The sequence below is a fragment of the Peribacillus sp. B-H-3 genome (assembly GCF_048572925.1).
GTDB lineage: Bacteria > Bacillota > Bacilli > Bacillales > DSM-1321 > Peribacillus.
Genome location: NZ_CP183879.1, coordinates 3,338,727 through 3,356,097, shown reverse-complemented (window position 1 = coordinate 3,356,097; position 17,371 = coordinate 3,338,727). Strand labels below are relative to the sequence as shown.

Annotated in this window: 18 protein-coding genes; all 18 read left to right on the top strand. The window is 43.4% G+C overall.

All coding sequences use genetic code 11. From position 1 onward, the window contains the following. Positions 1-15: 15 nt before the first annotated feature. The 18 genes from ACN6MY_RS16665 (at position 16) to ACN6MY_RS16580 (ending at position 17,255) form a co-directional block, all read left to right on the top strand. Positions 16-426 carry a nucleotide pyrophosphohydrolase gene (locus ACN6MY_RS16665; RefSeq protein WP_419881197.1) on the top strand — a complete coding sequence of 137 codons (411 nt, stop codon included), beginning with the start codon at positions 16-18 and terminating at the stop codon, positions 424-426. Then, positions 413-1,213: a 4-hydroxy-tetrahydrodipicolinate reductase gene (gene dapB / locus ACN6MY_RS16660; RefSeq protein ID WP_419881196.1), complete on the top strand. Its 801-nt coding sequence runs from the start codon at positions 413-415 to the stop codon at positions 1,211-1,213. Before ACN6MY_RS16665 ends, dapB begins: the two co-directional genes overlap by 14 nt. A 12-nt stretch (positions 1,214-1,225) precedes the next feature. Continuing rightward, on the top strand, positions 1,226-1,624 hold the full coding sequence (locus ACN6MY_RS16655; RefSeq protein WP_090989351.1) for a methylglyoxal synthase: 399 nt from the start codon (positions 1,226-1,228) through the stop codon (positions 1,622-1,624). After that, positions 1,617-2,315 carry a bacillithiol biosynthesis deacetylase BshB1 gene (gene bshB1, locus ACN6MY_RS16650; RefSeq protein ID WP_419881195.1) on the top strand — a complete coding sequence of 233 codons (699 nt, stop codon included), beginning with the start codon at positions 1,617-1,619 and terminating at the stop codon, positions 2,313-2,315. The genes ACN6MY_RS16655 and bshB1 overlap by 8 nt, the downstream gene beginning before the upstream one ends. A gap of 136 nt (positions 2,316-2,451) precedes the next feature. After that, positions 2,452-3,612 (top strand): N-acetyl-alpha-D-glucosaminyl L-malate synthase BshA, encoded by a 1,161-nt coding sequence (gene bshA, locus ACN6MY_RS16645; RefSeq protein ID WP_419881194.1) that lies wholly within the window; start codon positions 2,452-2,454, stop codon positions 3,610-3,612. Beyond that, positions 3,605-4,795, top strand: coding sequence for a CCA tRNA nucleotidyltransferase (locus tag ACN6MY_RS16640; RefSeq protein WP_419881193.1), 1,191 nt, complete (start codon positions 3,605-3,607; stop codon positions 4,793-4,795). Before bshA ends, ACN6MY_RS16640 begins: the two co-directional genes overlap by 8 nt. Further along, the gene (locus tag ACN6MY_RS16635; RefSeq protein WP_419881192.1) at positions 4,780-5,760 is read left to right on the top strand and encodes a biotin--[acetyl-CoA-carboxylase] ligase; all 981 of its coding nucleotides are present in this window, start codon (positions 4,780-4,782) and stop codon (positions 5,758-5,760) included. The genes ACN6MY_RS16640 and ACN6MY_RS16635 overlap by 16 nt, the downstream gene beginning before the upstream one ends. Before the next feature lie 365 nt (positions 5,761-6,125). Continuing rightward, positions 6,126-6,962, top strand: a complete 837-nt coding sequence (gene panB / locus ACN6MY_RS16630) for a 3-methyl-2-oxobutanoate hydroxymethyltransferase (RefSeq protein WP_419881191.1) — start codon at positions 6,126-6,128, stop codon at positions 6,960-6,962. Between the two features lie 2 nt (positions 6,963-6,964). Next, positions 6,965-7,810 carry a pantoate--beta-alanine ligase gene (gene panC / locus ACN6MY_RS16625; protein WP_419881190.1) on the top strand — a complete coding sequence of 282 codons (846 nt, stop codon included), beginning with the start codon at positions 6,965-6,967 and terminating at the stop codon, positions 7,808-7,810. Positions 7,811-7,837: 27 nt separating this feature from the next. Then, complete coding sequence (gene panD, locus ACN6MY_RS16620) at positions 7,838-8,224, top strand: aspartate 1-decarboxylase (protein ID WP_419881189.1); 387 nt, start codon at positions 7,838-7,840, stop codon at positions 8,222-8,224. A gap of 711 nt (positions 8,225-8,935) precedes the next feature. Next, positions 8,936-11,713, top strand: coding sequence for an ATP-dependent DNA helicase DinG (dinG, locus tag ACN6MY_RS16615; protein ID WP_419881188.1), 2,778 nt, complete (start codon positions 8,936-8,938; stop codon positions 11,711-11,713). 130 nt (positions 11,714-11,843) lie between these two features. Then, positions 11,844-12,014: a YpmA family protein gene (locus tag ACN6MY_RS16610; protein ID WP_419881187.1), complete on the top strand. Its 171-nt coding sequence runs from the start codon at positions 11,844-11,846 to the stop codon at positions 12,012-12,014. A 15-nt stretch (positions 12,015-12,029) separates the two neighbouring features. After that, the gene (locus ACN6MY_RS16605) at positions 12,030-12,506 is read left to right on the top strand and encodes a DUF5590 domain-containing protein (RefSeq protein ID WP_419881186.1); all 477 of its coding nucleotides are present in this window, start codon (positions 12,030-12,032) and stop codon (positions 12,504-12,506) included. Positions 12,507-12,523: 17 nt separating this feature from the next. Then, the gene (locus ACN6MY_RS16600) at positions 12,524-13,714 is read left to right on the top strand and encodes a pyridoxal phosphate-dependent aminotransferase (protein ID WP_419881185.1); all 1,191 of its coding nucleotides are present in this window, start codon (positions 12,524-12,526) and stop codon (positions 13,712-13,714) included. A 180-nt stretch (positions 13,715-13,894) separates the two neighbouring features. Beyond that, positions 13,895-15,187, top strand: a complete 1,293-nt coding sequence (gene asnS / locus ACN6MY_RS16595) for an asparagine--tRNA ligase (protein ID WP_419881184.1) — start codon at positions 13,895-13,897, stop codon at positions 15,185-15,187. Between the two features lie 156 nt (positions 15,188-15,343). Next, positions 15,344-16,039 carry a DnaD domain protein gene (locus ACN6MY_RS16590; RefSeq protein WP_419881183.1) on the top strand — a complete coding sequence of 232 codons (696 nt, stop codon included), beginning with the start codon at positions 15,344-15,346 and terminating at the stop codon, positions 16,037-16,039. Between the two features lie 35 nt (positions 16,040-16,074). Further along, a complete protein-coding gene (nth, locus tag ACN6MY_RS16585) occupies positions 16,075-16,731 on the top strand; it encodes an endonuclease III (protein ID WP_419881182.1) in 657 nt (218 codons plus the stop codon). Continuing rightward, positions 16,728-17,255, top strand: a complete 528-nt coding sequence (locus ACN6MY_RS16580; protein WP_419881181.1) for a YpoC family protein — start codon at positions 16,728-16,730, stop codon at positions 17,253-17,255. The genes nth and ACN6MY_RS16580 overlap by 4 nt, the downstream gene beginning before the upstream one ends. The last annotated feature ends 116 nt before the right edge of the window (positions 17,256-17,371 follow it).

Sequence of the window (17,371 nt, the reverse complement as noted above, 5' to 3'; positions counted from 1 at the left end):
ATTCTTTGCGGATAAATGGCAAGTGCATTGACTACATATGAGCAGGTGAATGATTTGGAAGAAAAGAAAACACTTCAAATGATGCAAAAAGAAGTCGACAGGTACATCAGCCAATTCAAAGAAGGGTACTTCAGCCCTCTGGCCATGCTTGCAAGGATGTCTGAAGAATTGGGAGAACTTGCAAGGGAAGTGAATCACTATTACGGGGAAAAGCCGAAAAAAGCGTCAGAGGCGGCAAATACAGTAGAAGAAGAACTGGGTGATATGCTGTTCGTGCTAATCTGTTTTGCAAACTCCCTTAATATTGACCTGCAGACTGCACATGATGCTGTTATGCATAAATTTTCGACGCGCGACAGCAACAGATGGACTAAAATTGAAGGCAGCGGGATAGAGGAAGGGGAAAAAGAAAATGGAGACAATTAAAGTAATAGTAGCAGGGCCTAGGGGAAGAATGGGAAGGGAAGCAGTAAAGCTGATCCATGAAACTGCCCATTTTGAATTAGCAGCCGTGTTAGACAGAAAGCAAGATTACAGCAACATAAAACATATGGAGGGTTTCCAAGACATGGATGCTCCGGTATACACGGATGCAGAAGCATGTTTTTCTTCTGTTAAAGCAGATGTCCTTGTTGACCTGACAACACCTGAAACAGGCATGTTCCATACGGAAGCAGCCCTAAGGCATGGAATCCGCCCAGTAGTGGGCACAACCGGTTTTTCCGGAGAGGATTTGGAAAAACTGGATGGATTAACTAAAGACACAGGTCTTGGCTGCATCATCGCACCTAACTTTGCAACAGGAGCGGTTTTGATGATGAAATTTTCACAAATGGCTGCCAAGTATTTTCCTGATATTGAAATCATTGAAATGCATCATGACCAAAAGCTTGATGCCCCGTCTGGGACAGCTGTTAAAACAGCAGACTTAATTTCTAAAGTAAGGGAAGCTAAAACCCAGGGCCATCAAAATGAAAAAGAAACCATACAAGGTGCCCGCGGAGCAGATGTGGATGGGATGCATATCCACAGTGTCAGATTGCCGGGGCTGGTTGCGCACCAGCAGGTCATGTTTGGAGCTGATGGACAAATGCTGACAATCCGCCACGATTCCTTCAACCGGGCATCATTCATGTCAGGTGTCAGACTTGCAGTTGAAACGATTATGAAACTTGATGTTTTGGTATACGGTCTGGAAAACATCATGGAGTAGGAGGGGAAAAGGATGAATATTGCATTAATTGCCCACGATGAGAAGAAGGAAGATTTAATGAGGTTTGTTACTGCCTATAAAGCAGTGTTTGCAAAGCATCATCTATATGCCACAGGAACTACCGGCCAGAAAATTATTGATGAGGTCTCTCTTCCAGTTACAAGGTTTAACTCAGGCCCTTTGGGCGGGGACCAGGAAATCGGGGCAATGGTTGCCAGAAATGAAATGGATTTAATTATTTTTTTCCGTGACCCGCTGACTGCCCAGCCCCATGAGCCTGATGTAACGGCTCTTATGCGCCTGTCTGATGTTTACAATGTGCCGCTTGCAACCAATATGGGAACTGCCGAAGTGCTGATTCAAGGCTTGAGAAGCGGTTATATGGAATGGAGAAAAAAAGATAATGGATAATGTGGATATAATTGCATTTGGCGCTCATGCCGATGATGCAGAAATTGGCATGGGCGGCACTTTGGCAAAATACGCAAAACAAGGCAAAAAAATAGTAATATGTGATTTGACAAAAGCCGAAATGTCATCCAACGGAACTGTCGATCTGCGTGCGGAAGAATCAGAAAAAGCTGCCCGGATTCTTGGTGTTTCAAGAATGGCACTGGATCTTCCCGACAGGGGGCTATATATGAAAGAAGAATACATAAAGAAAATCACTGCGGTTATAAGAAAGTATAAACCCAAAATTATCTTTGCCCCTTATTTGGAAGACCGCCACCCGGATCATGGAAACTGCGCGAAGCTGGTGGAGGAAGCCGCTTTTTCTGCTGGAGTCAGACGGTATATGGAAGAAACGGGTTTGCCTGCGCATAAGATAGATGCCATGTACCTTTATATGATTAATGGGTTTCATAAGCCGCATTTTGTTGTGGATGTGACAAATGAGATGGATGCAAAGCTTGAGAGCCTGCGTGCCTATCAAAGCCAATTCCAAAAAAGCGGGGATGGCGTGGACACACCTCTTGTGAATGGTTATATAGAAACTGTTGAAGCAAGAGAGCGGCTGTTTGGGAAAGAAGCAGGCGTTAAGTTTGCAGAGGGCTTTATTGCCAAGAAACCTTTGCTGCTTTCAGCCGATTTATTTAATTAAGGATACAGCAGACTCTCATCCGTTTAATAGAACTACAGAAGTACCAGAGGGGAAAAAATGCCCCAAAAACATTTGACCAACTAACAAGCAGATGTAAGGGGAATGTCACTTTATATTTAAGCAATAGGAGAATATTATGAAACTAAAAATAGGAATTACTTGCTATCCCACAGTGGGAGGCTCAGGAGTCGTGGCAACTGAGCTAGGCAAGCTTTTGGCCGAAAAAGGGCATGAAATTCACTTTATTTCCTCAAGCCTGCCTTTTAGGCTTAATAAAATGTATCACAATGTGTATTACCACCAGGTAGAAGTGAATTCGTATTCTGTTTTCCAATACCCGCCGTACGATTTGGCGCTGGCCAGCAAGATGGCTGAAGTCATCAACAGGGAAAAACTCGATATCCTCCATGTTCATTATGCAATCCCTCATGCTGTATGTGCCATATTGGCAAAGCAGATGGCAGGACATCCGGTAAAAATCGTTACTACGCTTCATGGAACAGATATCACGGTGCTTGGGTATGATCCGTCTTTGACTGAACTGATCAAATTTGGCATTGAAAAATCGGATGCTGTTACTGCTGTTTCCGATGCGCTTGTCGCCCAAACATCAGAAGTGATTGCTCCTGATAAGGATATCAGGACGGTTTACAATTTTATTGATGAACGAGTATATCAAAAAAAAGAATCTCAATCTCTTAAGCAGGAATACGGAATAGACAGCAGCGAAAAAGTCATCATCCATGTGTCCAATTTCAGGGCTGTAAAAAGGGTGCAGGATGTTGTCAGAGCCTTTTACTCTATTAGCGAAAAGGTCCCTTCAAAATTGCTTCTGGTAGGAGACGGTCCGGAAATTACAGTCGTGTGCAATCTTGTCAAGGAGCTTGGCATAGAAGACAAAGTCCTTTTTCTCGGAAAGCAGGATAATCTGGAAGAATTGTATTCCATGAGTGATTTGATTCTGCTTCTTTCGCAAAAAGAAAGCTTCGGTTTGGTCCTTATCGAAGCGATGGCCTGCGGTGTCCCTGGAATTGGAACGGATATCGGCGGGATACCTGAAGTAATTGAGGACGGGAAAACTGGCTTTATCTGCAAGCTGGGAGACGTTCAAGATGTGGCGTCAAAGGCAATTATGCTGCTTCAGGATGAAGACATGCATCAGCGTTTTTCCGAAGCTTCAAAAAAGCTAGTTAAAACAAAATTCCGCTCTGATATCATTACGGCCCAATATGAATCCATATATCGTGAACTGCTGCCTGAGGCTCTACAAAAACAGGAGAACGGGAGAGATGAATGAAATATTTTTATCTGCCGTGCCGATTCTTGAAAAAATAGAAAAAGCCGGTTTTCAAGCTTATTTTGTTGGAGGCTCGGTCCGTGATGAAATAGCAGGCAGGGAAATAAATGATGTGGATATTGCCACCTCTGCGACCCCTAATGAAATAAAGTCCATTTTTCCTGTCACAGCAGATATTGGAATTGAACATGGGACACTCTTGGTGATACATGAAAATGAACATTATGAAGTGACTACATTTCGGACAGAAAGCGGATATACAGACTTCAGAAGACCCGATAAAGTCGACTTTGTCAGATCGCTGCTGGAAGATCTGAAAAGGCGAGACTTTACGATGAACGCCATTGCCATGGATAAAATGGGCATTTTGCACGATCCTTTTGAAGGCAGAAAGGCCATCGAAGAAAAAATAATCGTTACAGTGGGCGATCCAAAGGAACGATTCCATGAAGATGCATTAAGGATGCTGCGGGCAATCCGGTTTGCCGGCACCTTAGGTTTTAAGCTTGAGGAGCATACCTTTCAATCGCTGAAAAAGCATGCACCTCTTCTTGGAAACATTGCCACAGAGAGGATTTTTTCAGAATTCGAAAAGCTGCTAAAAGGCAGCTTCAACAAAAATGCAATTGAACTCCTGATAAAAAGTGAAATGTTTCAATACCTTCCTGGCCTGGAGCCGTTTAAGACAGGTTTAAAGAAATACTGCCAATATGAACTGCCGTGTCTTCCATCCTTGGCTGAAAAATGGTCACTGCTGCTTTTTACAAACGGTATATCAGCAGCGGAGCCGTTTTTGCGGAATTGGAAGATGCCCGTTAAGCAAATTCGTGAAATACAAAAAATCCTTGCACTGGTAAATCAGGAAGATGAAATCAGCACTTTTCAATTATTTCAGGCAGGTCAGGACATTAGCATAAAAGCGGGCAGGGTAAGAGCGGTTATTAAACGTCAGGATGTACACATTTCTGAAACTATGACTATAAAGAAATTCTCAAGTCTTCCGGTCAAAAAATCGTCTGATTTAGCCATTACGGGAAACGATCTTCTCGAGTGGAGAAATCAAAAGCCAGGTCCATGGATGAAAGAATATCTTGATTCCATCATATTGGCCGTGCTGGAAAAGCAGACGGAAAATGACCGGGAAGCAATTAAGGAGTGGCTTTCTTCATGCAATCTGATTTAAGAGGGAAATTAATTGAAGCATTTACCAAAGCAGATGGCGAATTCATCTCCGGGCAGGAAATCGCAGAACATATGGGATGCTCGCGCACAGCTGTCTGGAAGCACATCGAAAGCTTGAGAGGCGAGGGTTACGTGCTTGAGGCTGTCAGGAAAAAAGGCTATAAAATTGTCAGCACCCCTGAAAAGGTAACAGCTGATGAAATCCAGCTTGGCATGAGGACAAGCCGTTTTGGAAAGGTTATCCATTATGAGGAAACAGTGGATTCCACACAGAAAATTGCTCACCGCCTGGCAAATGAGGGAGCGGCAGAAGGAACTTTGATTGTTGCGGAAGAGCAAACAGGGGGAAAGGGAAGGCTTCTTAGAAACTGGCATTCCCCTAAATATTCGGGTGTCTGGATGAGCCTGATTCTGCGTCCAAACATTCCCTTCCATGAAGCTCCCCAGCTAACCCTTCTTGCAGCGGTGGCCGTTGTCCAGGCTATTGAGGAAATGACAGAACTTAAGCCGGAAATTAAATGGCCCAATGATGTACTGATAAATAAAAAGAAAGTGACTGGGATCCTGACAGAGCTGCAGGCTGAGGCGGATCGCATCCACTCGGTCATTATCGGGATTGGCATCAATGTCAATCAGCAGCTTGGGGACTTCCCTGAGGAGCTGCAAAAGAAAGCTTCATCTCTCTCCATGGAAGAAGGGAAAAATATCTCGAGGGCCGGATTGATACAGCAGGTCTTGCTTAAATTGGAAAAGCTTTATGATTTATATTTAACAAAAGGATTTGCTCCTGTGAAGATTATGTGGGAAAGCTATGCCATCAGCCTTGGCAAGGAAATCACTGCAACAACCTTGAATGAAACCATCAAGGGAAGGGCGCTTGGCATCACAGATGAGGGAGTGCTCCTTGTCAGGAGCCAAGACGGAGAAATCCGCCGCATTTATTCGGCAGATGTGGAAATCACCTGATATTTTTTACTATTCTTCCAGGTAAAATTTTTTAAGATGGTTAAGATAATGATAATAATAGAAATTTTTGTTTGATATTGTTATAATGCATGTGGGCAGTATCAAATTAGAGCTGCACCCAAAAATGCTCGGCCAAACAAAAAAAATTTCTGCCTTGATCCATTGAAATGGACGGGGACGGAGGGATGAAAAGACTAATAGCAATAAAGAGGTTTACTGAACAAATGAACTGCTGCGCCTTGCAGGAAGCGATGCTTTTTTTACAAGGTACAGCAGTGGAGCAGTATGCCTCTTTTTTTGGTTTAAAACACAGAACAGATTGTTGCTGATGTTTTCATCTCCTCTATGAAAAAGGAGGATAAAGGATGAAGCTTTCTGGAGACTTTTTGAAAATGAAGAGCAAGGGCGAAAAAATTGCGATGATTACAGCCTATGATTTTCCTGCTGCCAAGCTTGCCGAAAAAGCGGAAGTGGACATGATCTTAGTCGGAGACTCACTTGGTATGGTGGTGCTTGGCTATGATTCAACGATTCCAGTCACAGTAGATGATATGATCCACCACACAAAGGCAGTCAAACGGGGAGCCCCGAACACTTTTGTTGTGACAGACATGCCGTTTATGAGCTACCATATTTCGATGGAGGATACCCTCAAGAATGCTGCAAGAATTTTTCAGGAAGGGCAGGCCAATGCCTTAAAGCTTGAGGGAGCGGGAGATGTACTCCCTAAAATTAAAGCTTTGACAGAGGCTGGCATTCCGGTAGTGGCCCATCTGGGCTTAACGCCGCAATCGGTTGGAGTCCTTGGAGGGTATAAGGTCCAGGGGAAAAATGCCGAAGCTGCGAAAAAGCTTATTGAAGATGCAAAGAAGTGTGAAGAGGCTGGAGCTATTGGGGTTGTGCTTGAATGTGTGCCATATCAAGTTGCAGAGCTTGTGACAAATGAGCTCTCCATCCCGACAATCGGTATTGGGGCAGGAAGCGGTACAGACGGACAGGTTCTCGTATTCCATGATGTTGTGAACTTTGGAGTTGACAGAGTTCCAAAGTTCGTCAAGAGGTACGGAGATGCCAATCAGCTTGTTGCTAAAGCGATTGAAGATTATGTGGCAGAAGTAAAAACGAAGGAATTTCCTTCTATTGACCATTCATTTACTATGAAGGAAGACGAAGTTTCATCCTTATACGGAGGGAAAGCATAAGCATGAAGATAATAACAACTGTGAGAGAAATGCAAAAGCATGTCCGTGAGGAAAAGTCTTCCGGAAAAAGTGTTGGCTTTGTACCCACCATGGGCTTCTTGCATCAAGGACATCGAACCCTGATTGAAAATGCCAGAAGAGATAATGAAATTGTAGTGCTCAGCATTTTTGTCAATCCGCTGCAATTCGGCCCGAATGAAGATCTTGAGACATATCCCCGTGATATAGAGCGGGATGAAATAACAGCAAGAGAAGATGGCGCTGATTACCTATTTTATCCGTCAGTAGAAGAGATGTATGGTTCAGACGTTTCTGTTACAGCAATTGTCAAGGAACGTACAGACGTGCTTTGCGGCAGACAAAGGCCAGGCCATTTTGACGGTGTTGCCACTGTACTGACAAAGCTGTTCAATATCGTAAGCCCCGACAGAGCGTATTTTGGAATGAAGGATGCCCAGCAGGTTGCTGTAGTGAGCAGCCTGATAAAGGACTTTAATTTTGATATTGAGCTGGTTCCTGTCCCAACTGTACGCGAGGAAGACGGACTTGCCAAAAGCTCCCGCAATGTGTTCCTCTCTGATGAAGAGCGGAGTCAGGCAAGCCAATTGTATAAAAGCCTGCAGCTTGCACAAAAAGCAGCCGAAGCAGGGGAAAGGGATCCTGCTGTCCTTTCTTCAATGATCAGACAACATATTGAAAGCCATACCAGCGGAATTATTGATTATGCAGAGGTTTATTCATATCCAGCTTTAAAACCGCTTGATAAACTGTCCGGCAAGGTTTTGATTGCCATTGCAGTCAAGTTTGAACGTGCAAGGCTGATTGATAACATTACAATAACCATTTAAATAAACCGCACCTGAGGAGGATTTAGCATGTATCGCACTATGATGAACGGAAAGATCCATCGTGCCCGGGTAACAGAGGCCAACTTGAATTATGTAGGAAGCATTACGATTGACCAGGATATTCTTGATGCTGTAGACATCCTGCCAAACGAAAAGGTCGCCATTGTTAATAACAACAATGGAGCCAGACTTGAAACGTATGTGATTGCAGGTGAAAGAGGGAGCGGCGTAATCTGTTTGAATGGAGCAGCTGCAAGGCTTGTCCAGCCAGATGATATCGTGATTATCATCTCATATGTACAGGTGCCTGAAGAGAAAATCAGGAGCCATTCACCTAAAATTGCTATTATGAATGAAAAAAATGAAATCGCTGAAATGATTTCACATGAACCGGAAGCAACCATGATTTTTTAAAAACTTGGGTCTGTTTTCTTCCTGCCAAATCTGCGCTGTCTTCGATACAGCTATGCAGCTTCGGCAGGGAAAAACAGGCTTTTTCTTTTTGGCTAAGCTTTAAGCCCCTTGGGACCTTATCCTTGAGGTGGTCGGAGCGTAAGGCGGGAATCTCCTGAAGGAAAGGAAAACCTTGCAAGGACGAACGCCTGCCAAAAACATAATTAATTTGCTTAGGCCCCAAGGATGGGAGTCAAAAAGAAGTTGCCGCTGGACGCGGAGTCTCTTTGTTTCTAAAAACAGGCACTTCCGCTTTTTATTCAATCCAGCTGCAGCACCTAGCCTCTCGAGGTCATAAGCCACATAAGAATTGAAGGCAAAGAGCGCCTTCTATTCTTATGCGTCTTATGCTAGTCGAGGGCCCCCAGGATGGGGGTCACAAAGACGTTGCCGCAGGACGCGGCGTTTTAGTCTTTGTTCCTATGAACAGGCGCTTTCGCTTTTTATTCAATCCAGCTGCAGCGCCTAGCCCGCTGTGCAAAAGACGTTTCGTCCTCAGAAGGCAAAAAACGCCTTCCAAGGACAAAACCCTATTTGCTTCGCGGGCTGAACAAGGCGCTTCCGCTTTTTATTTGAAATTCTTTCATTTTATTTATTTTGTCTGGTATGGTATAAAAAGTGAGAGAGTACGAACAATTTTGGTATGAAGTGAATTTTGAGGTGTACATAATAATGACGCAGCGATATGCAGTTATAGATTTAGAAACTACAGGCAATTCGCCCAAAAAGGGAGATCGGATTATTCAGTTTGCGGCTGTTATCATAGAGGATGACAATATTGTAGATGAATATTCGACATATATCCGTCCGGAACAGAGCATTTCCCTGTTCATTGAAGAGCTGACTGGAATCGACAACGATATGGTGAAGGATGCTCCGGTATTTGAAGAAGTTGCCGGAAAGATTTTCAGTATTCTTGAAGACTCTGTGTTTGTCGCCCATAATGTATTATTTGATTTGTCTTTTCTTAAGGAAGAATTGGTGCGTTCGGGATATGAACCTTTTTACGGATCAGCCATTGACACCGTGGAGCTTGCGAAAATCCTGAAACCTACGTCAGATGGATATAAACTTAATCAGCTTGCCAGGGAAGAAAAGCTTGAGCATGCAAGGCCGCATAGAGCAGACAGTGACGCTTATGTGACAGCTCTTTTGCTGCTGGAGTTCAAGAAAAAGCTGAAATCATTGCCAGTCATGACATTAAAACAGCTGTATAAACATTCATTTTCACTAAAAAGCGAGATTTCAGAAATGATAGATGAATGCCTGTCCTTTAAGCTGGCACAGCCTGAAAAGCATAATCCCGATCTTGAAACCTTTAGGGGATTGGCATTTCGAAAAATAGATGGTGAAAGCCATGCTGAAAGTGAAATACCGGATTATCCAATGAATGAAGAAGAAAAAGTGAAACTGATTGCCCGTGCTTTTCCGCTTTTTGAAAAAAGAAATGGGCAGCTGAATATGATGGATAATATTTATCAGTCTTTTCAATCCTCCCGGCATTGCATCATAGAAGCAGGAACAGGAATTGGAAAGTCCCTTGGCTATTTGCTTCCTGCGGCTTATTTTGCCAAGAGCCGCCGTAAAAATATCATCGTCTCCACCTACACTCTTCAGCTGCAGGAGCAGCTTCTGCATAAGGAGCTGCCGCAGCTGAAGAAGATCCTGCCTTTCCCCATTCATGCGGTTTTATTAAAAGGAAGGGGAAATTACTTGTCTCTTGCTAAATTTGAGAGGTCATTGAGGCAAAAGGATGATAACTATGAAACATCGCTGACTAAAATGCAGATTTTAGTGTGGCTTACAGAAACTGAAACCGGCGACCGTGACGAGCTCCATTTAACCAGCGGCGGGCAGCTTTTTTGGGAAAGGCTTCAAAGCGATGAATTTACCTATCAGGGACTTCAGCTTCCTTGGCAAAAAAGGGACTTTTACACAAGAGCAAGGGCGATTGCAGAGAAAGCAGATATTATTATTACCAATCATTCGTTTTTAATGGCAGACCTTATCTCAAAAAACAGCGGTGTTGCCGGCGACGGTTATCTGATCCTGGACGAAGCGCATCATTTTGAAAAAGCTGCTTCCCGGCACCTGGGCAGGAGACTGGATTACATTACTGTTAAAACGATGCTCAACAGGCTCGGAACGTATGAACAAAAACAGCTTTTTTATAAAATAGAAAAAATGGCCAGCAAACGGAGAAAAACTGACCTGCCGCTTATAAAAACCTTCAATGCGCACATCAGTGACTTTTTTTACGAATTTGAACAGCTTTTTTACTTTCTTGCCAGGCAGGCGGAAAAATTGACGAAAAATGGAAGCCCTGACAGGCTGCCCATTGATTCCAATGAGAATTGGAAGCAGGCATCATTTCTAACAGAACGCCTGATCCAAAATTTGAATTCCGTCATGTTCGAGCTGGAAAACCGTATTAACCTTGTAAAAAACAGCGAAAATCCTGCAGGAAAGAACAGCCTGTTTTATTTGAATGACGCGGAGGTACTTTTAAAAGGAATCGAGGATATCAAACAAACGCTGCATGAATTTTTTATAAAAAGAAATGAAGACTCCATTTATTGGCTGGATTATACCAAAGCCGGCCCCCATCAGGGGATATCGCTTTCCTCACAGCCCATCTCTGGGAGCAAGATCCTGTGGGATGAATATTTTTCCCGGCAGCAAAGCGTCATCATGACATCTGCCACATTATCAGTCAAACAGTCATTTGCATTCTTTAAGGCGCAGCTCGGTATTGAGGATAAACCGATCCTTACGGTGTCATATCCTTCTCCGTTCAATTATAAGGAAAAAGTCAAAATCCTTGTGCCGTCTGCGATGCCAGATGTAGCATCATGCTCTAAGGATGAATTTGCGGAGGCCGCGGCAAATTCAATTATTCACGCTGCTAAAGCGGCAAAGGGCAGGATGATGGTCTTGTTTACTTCGCATGATATGCTAAGGAGTGTTTATCAAAAGGTAAAAGACTCAGGAAGTCTCCAGGAATTCACTTTATTTGCCCAAGGTATCAGCGGCGGAAGCAAAATGAAGCTTATCAGGAACTTCCAAACCTTTGACAAAGCGCTCCTTTTTGGGACAACAAGCCTTTGGGAGGGTGTGGATATACCAGGGGAAAGCCTTTCCTGCCTGGCTATCGTCAGGCTGCCTTTTTCGCCTCCTGATGAGCCGGTTACTGCAGCAAGGTGTTCTCTTTTGGAGAAAAGAGGAATCAATGCCTTTTCCGCCTATTCACTTCCACAGGCCATTCTTAGGTTCCGGCAGGGCTTTGGCAGGCTGATCAGGACAAGCACAGACCGCGGCATTTTGCTGATTCTTGATAAAAGGGTTATGACCTCCCGCTATGGCAGGGAATTTCAGCAATCACTTCCGCCTGCACAATGGCTTGAAGTCACCCAGGAAGAAATGATTCAGACAATAGAAAAATGGATTTGAAAACAATTGATAAATTCGGTTTTATTAAAGAAATTTATTATCGAAATACAGCCCGTCCTGATATAATGTGTTAATAAGGAAGGCAGCTTTGCCTGTCCAAACAGCAAGCGGAAACTGGGAGGAATTTAAAATGGAAAGCAAAATAGAAGTTTTATCTACATTAACGATTCAAAATTCACCGGATTTGTATAAAGTTGTCGATTCACTGAACCGGACGTTAAAGGAAAAAGATTTAATGTTCGGTCTTGCACTCGATTCTGAAAATCAAGAAAAAGCGATATTTACGATTTATCGTACATAGAAAGAGTGGCTGAAATTGAAAAAAGCAATGATACTGGCAGTTATATTAATCCTTTGTATTGCGGGTTTTACAGCAGGTGCTTACATTAAAGCAATGGGCCCAAAAAAAGAAGCCGAAACTGAAGCCTTTAAAAAAGCCCAAAAAGAAGGCGGATTTGTAACGATGGATGACTACTATCTATATCATGGGAATGACTCATATTCAGTTGTAGTCGGCAAAACAAAAAGCGGCAAAAAGAAAGTAATCTGGCTTCCGGACAATAAAAAGGAAAAGCCAGTGATAGAAGACAGCAAATCGGGGAAAACCCGGGGAGAAATACTATCCATTGTCAAGAAGCAGCTGAATCCGCAAAAAATCATTTCCGTTAAGCTTGGAATGGAAAATAATGTGCCTCTATGGGAGGTCACTTATTTAGATGAATCAAGCCGTTATAATTATAATTATTATGACTTCAAGACAGGTGAATGGCTGAAATATTACCGAAGCATATAAAATTGGGGGATAAATCCATGAAATTAGCGAATCGTGTAAAGGCACTGGCACCATCTACAACGTTGGCCATTACGGCTAAAGCCAAAGAGCTTAAATCTCAAGGGCTTGACATCATCGGGCTCGGTGCAGGAGAACCGGATTTCAATACTCCGGAACATATCATCAAAGCTGCAGCCCGATCCATGGAAGAAGGCCATACGAAATATACTCCTTCTGCAGGGCTTCCAAAGCTTAAACAGGCCATCATCTCAAAACTGAAAAAAGATCAGGGGCTTGAGTACACAAGTTCTGAAATCATTGTCGGTTCCGGGGCCAAGCATGTTCTTTATACATTATTTCAGGCAATCCTTGATGAAGGCGATGAGGTTATCGTTCCCATCCCTTACTGGGTAAGCTATCCAGAGCAGATTAAGCTTGCTGGCGGAACACCTGTATATGTGGAGGGACATGAGGATAATTCCTTTAAAATCACAAAAAAGCAGCTTGAAGAAGCCATAACCGGAAAAACGAAAGCTATCATTATTAATTCACCAAGCAATCCGACTGGCATGATTTATACAGAGGAAGAGCTTAGGGAACTAGGTGAAGTCTGCCTATTGCATGATATCATGATCGTTTCGGACGAAATTTATGAAAAGCTTGTTTATGATGGCAATGGCCATGTTTCCATTGCACAAGTATCACCGGAATTGAAAAAGCAAAGCATCATCATCAATGGGGTTTCCAAGTCCCATTCAATGACAGGCTGGAGGATAGGGTACGCAGCAGGTGATGAGGAACTAATCAAGGCTATGACAAACCTGGCAAGCCATAGTACCTCTAATCCTACTACAACTGCCCAGTATGGAGCCATCGCAGCGTATGAAGGCTCCCAGGATGCCGTCGAAGAAATGCGCAAGGCCTTTGAAAGCCGCCTTAATGCCATTTACGGCAAATTAACTTCCATTCCCGGATTTCATTGCTTAAAGCCTCAGGGAGCATTTTACCTATTTCCGAATGTGAAGGAAGCCGCAGAGCGCACCGGTTTTGAAAATGTTGATGACTTTGCCCGGGGGCTGCTGGAAGAAGCTCTTGTAGCTGTTATACCTGGCTCTGGATTTGGAGCGCCGGATTATATCAGGCTATCGTATGCGACCTCCCTTGATGCCCTTGAGAAAGCAGTTGAAAGGATCCATTCCTTTGTTGAATCTAAAATGATTAATGCTTGAGTAAAACAACCGCTTGTGCAGGCCAAACCCGTTTTGGGCGCAGCAGCCTGCACAGGCATTTTTATAGGCAAAATGCCCAGATGGGGATATATTCAAATAATATTTGCCTGTACTATTTGTGAAATGTATAATGAAGTAGGTTAATTCCTTATCGGAAAGCAATTTGGAGGGAAATTGAACGTGAAAATTACTATAAAAGAAGCAAGTAAATATGTAGATCAGCAGGTAACAATTGGATGCTGGCTGGCCAATAAACGTTCGAGCGGGAAGATAGCATTTCTTCAGCTGCGTGATGGCTCCGGCTTCATTCAAGGAGTCGTAGTGAAAGAGGAAGTCGGGGAAGAAATTTTTGCAAAAGCAAAATCGCTGACCCAGGAAACTTCCCTGTATGTTACAGGAACCGTGCAAAAAGACGAGCGTTCACCATTCGGATTTGAGCTGCAGGTAAATGATGTAGAAGTGATTCATGAGGCTGTCGATTATCCGATCACTCCTAAAGCCCATGGACCGGAATTTTTGCTGGATAACCGCCATTTATGGCTTCGTTCAAAGCGCCAGCATGCTGTGATGAAGATTAGAAATGAAATTATCCGTGCTACATATGAGTTCTTCAATAACGAAGGATTCGTCAAGGTGGATCCGCCAATTCTCACTGGAAGCGCACCAGAAGGAACCACAGAGCTGTTTGCAACCAAATACTTCGAAGAAGATGCCTTCCTGTCACAGAGCGGACAGCTTTATATGGAAGCCACTGCTATGGCCCTTGGTAAAGTATTCTCCTTCGGCCCGACTTTCCGGGCAGAAAAGTCCAAGACCCGCCGCCATTTAATCGAGTTTTGGATGATCGAACCAGAAATGGCTTTTTATGAATTTGAAGATAATCTTAAGGTTCAGGAAGAATATGTAGCTTACATCATTCAGTCTGTTCTAAAAAATTGCCAGCTGGAACTGAATACGCTTGGACGCGATATTTCTAAGCTTGAAAAAATCAAAGCGCCGTTTCCGCGCATTACCTATGATGATGCTTTAAAGTTCCTTCATGAAAAAGGCTTTGAGGATATCCAGTGGGGAGACGATTTTGGTTCGCCGCATGAAACAGCCATCGCTGAAAGTTTTGACAGCCCTGTTTTCATTACCCATTATCCAACATCACTCAAGCCGTTTTATATGCAGCCTGACCCTAACCGGCCTGAAGTTGTGCTGTGTGCAGATATGATAGCTCCAGAAGGGTACGGGGAAATCATTGGGGGATCTGAGCGGATCCATGATTATGATTTGCTCGAACAGCGCATTGAAGAGCATAAATTAAGCAAGGACGCCTATAAATGGTATACAGAACTCAGGAAGTTTGGCTCTGTGCCTCACTCGGGCTTTGGTTTAGGCCTTGAACGCACAGTTGCCTGGCTCAGCGGCGTTGAACATGTTCGTGAAACCATTCCATTCCCAAGGCTTTTAAACAGACTTTATCCATAATCATAAAGCGGTATTTGCCTCTTGGCAGATGCCGCTTTTTCCTGCCTTTGACTGTTTTTGGAGGGCTTAAAATTCCGGCAATGTAAAAAGTTTCCCTCCCATGATGGATACTCCAAACAGATGTATTCATGTTATACTTATGAAGAGGTGTCTTAAATGATAATGGAAAAGTTATACGCTTGGTTTAAAGAAGGAACGGTTACATTTCCTTCATTTCTTTTTTCTCATTATAAAACCATGGGGCTAAATGAACAGGATGTTATGCTGCTGATGCAGCTTCAAAACTTTATAGAGAGCGGAAACGGCTTTCCTACTCCATCACAGCTTTCAGAAAGGATGACATTTCAGGAATCGGAATGTCTTTTCTTAATTCAGCGGCTGATGCAGAGGGGCTTCATAAAGATTGAAGAAGAAAATAATCAATCAGTCGGACATGAAAGCTATTCGTTAGAGCCATTTTACGAAAAAATGCTGGAGTGCTTCCTGATGACGATTAAACAGCAGGAGACGGGGCAGGAGCAGGAAAAAAGCGACAACCTATATACGGTGTTCGAGCAGGAATTCGGCCGCCCACTGTCTCCATTTGAATGTGAAACGCTTGCTATGTGGATGGAGGATGAACATCATCCTGATATTATTAAGGCGGCTCTCAGGGAGTCAGTCATTTCCGGTAAACTCAACTTTCGGTACATAGACCGGATATTGTTTGAATGGAAGAAAAATGGTGTGAAGACACTGGATCAGGCCAAGTCGCAGGGGCAGAAATTCAGGTCCTACCAAAAAAAGGATAAAAAAACAGAGCCATATGCTGCTGACAAAGATGTCCCGTTTTATAATTGGCTTGAACAGTGAAGATAAAATGATATTTTGATTCAAAGGAGTCTTTTATGCTGAACAAAGCTCAAATCCGCATTTGCCTTGACGCGATGGGGGAAATGTTTCCTGATGCACATTGCGAGCTCAATCATTCCAATCCGTTTGAATTGGTGATTGCCGTTGCCCTGTCGGCGCAATGTACAGATGTTCTTGTCAATAAGGTGACTAAAGATCTTTTTATGAAATATAAAACCCCAGAGGACTACTTGAATGTCCCTGTGGAGGAGCTTGAAAATGACATACGCTCCATCGGGCTTTACAGAAACAAAGCCAAAAATATTCAAAAGCTTTCAAGAATGCTTATTGAGCAGTACAATCATGTGGTTCCAAGAGACAGAGATGAGCTGACTAACTTGCCGGGAGTGGGAAGGAAGACGGCAAATGTGGTGGTTTCGGTAGCATATAACGTCCCTGCCATTGCCGTTGATACACATGTTGAGAGAGTCAGTAAAAGACTTGGGATCTGCAGGTGGAAAGACAGTGTCCTAGAGGTCGAAAAAACCTTGATGAACAAGGTGCCAAAAGAAGAGTGGTCACTGACACATCACCGGATGATATTTTTTGGAAGGTACCATTGCAAGGCACAGTCTCCAAAATGTGAGACATGCCCTTTGCTTGAGCTGTGCCGCGAGGGGAAGAAAAGGATGAAAGGGAAGGCCATTATATGAACGGCAAACAGCTTCTTTGTGTTCCGGAAGCTCTCTTTCATCCGCTGTATGATCATGATTCAAAGAGTATTGAGGTGCAGGATTTTCAGATTTGGAGGTTTCCTGATGCAGCAGTTCCATTTCCCTATGAAATGCTGTATGGCAACGGGGTAGAGGGATATCAGCCTTGGAGCTCGCCGGAGATTCCGATAAAAGATATGCTGAAAGAGTGGAAGAAATCAGAACAAAGCATCAGGTTACTATTTGCAGGGCGTTATGCCAAAGAAGCACATGAACCAATGAAGCAGGCAATGTCCTGGCTGCTGAGCTCTCTATTTTGGCTGAATGGAATCCCTGTTAATCTTAAGGGCTTGCAGAGGGAAGCTGGGGGATTTGCGGTGAAACCGGTAAATGCTATAGAAAGGCTTGAATTCATCCTCAGCAGCCCTTCACACTTTTCTTCATTTATTCAGCTCAGTGAATTGATGCAGGAGCTAGAAAAGCAATTTTATAAAACTCTGGCTCTTAAAAATATACGAAGTTGAACGGAGAAAAAAAGCACGGCAGACATTTAATTGTCTGCCGTGCTTTTTTAAAAATGAGCTGTTTGGGCACGTTTAAATAGGGGAAATAAAGAAAAAGCATCGGCATGTTTCATATG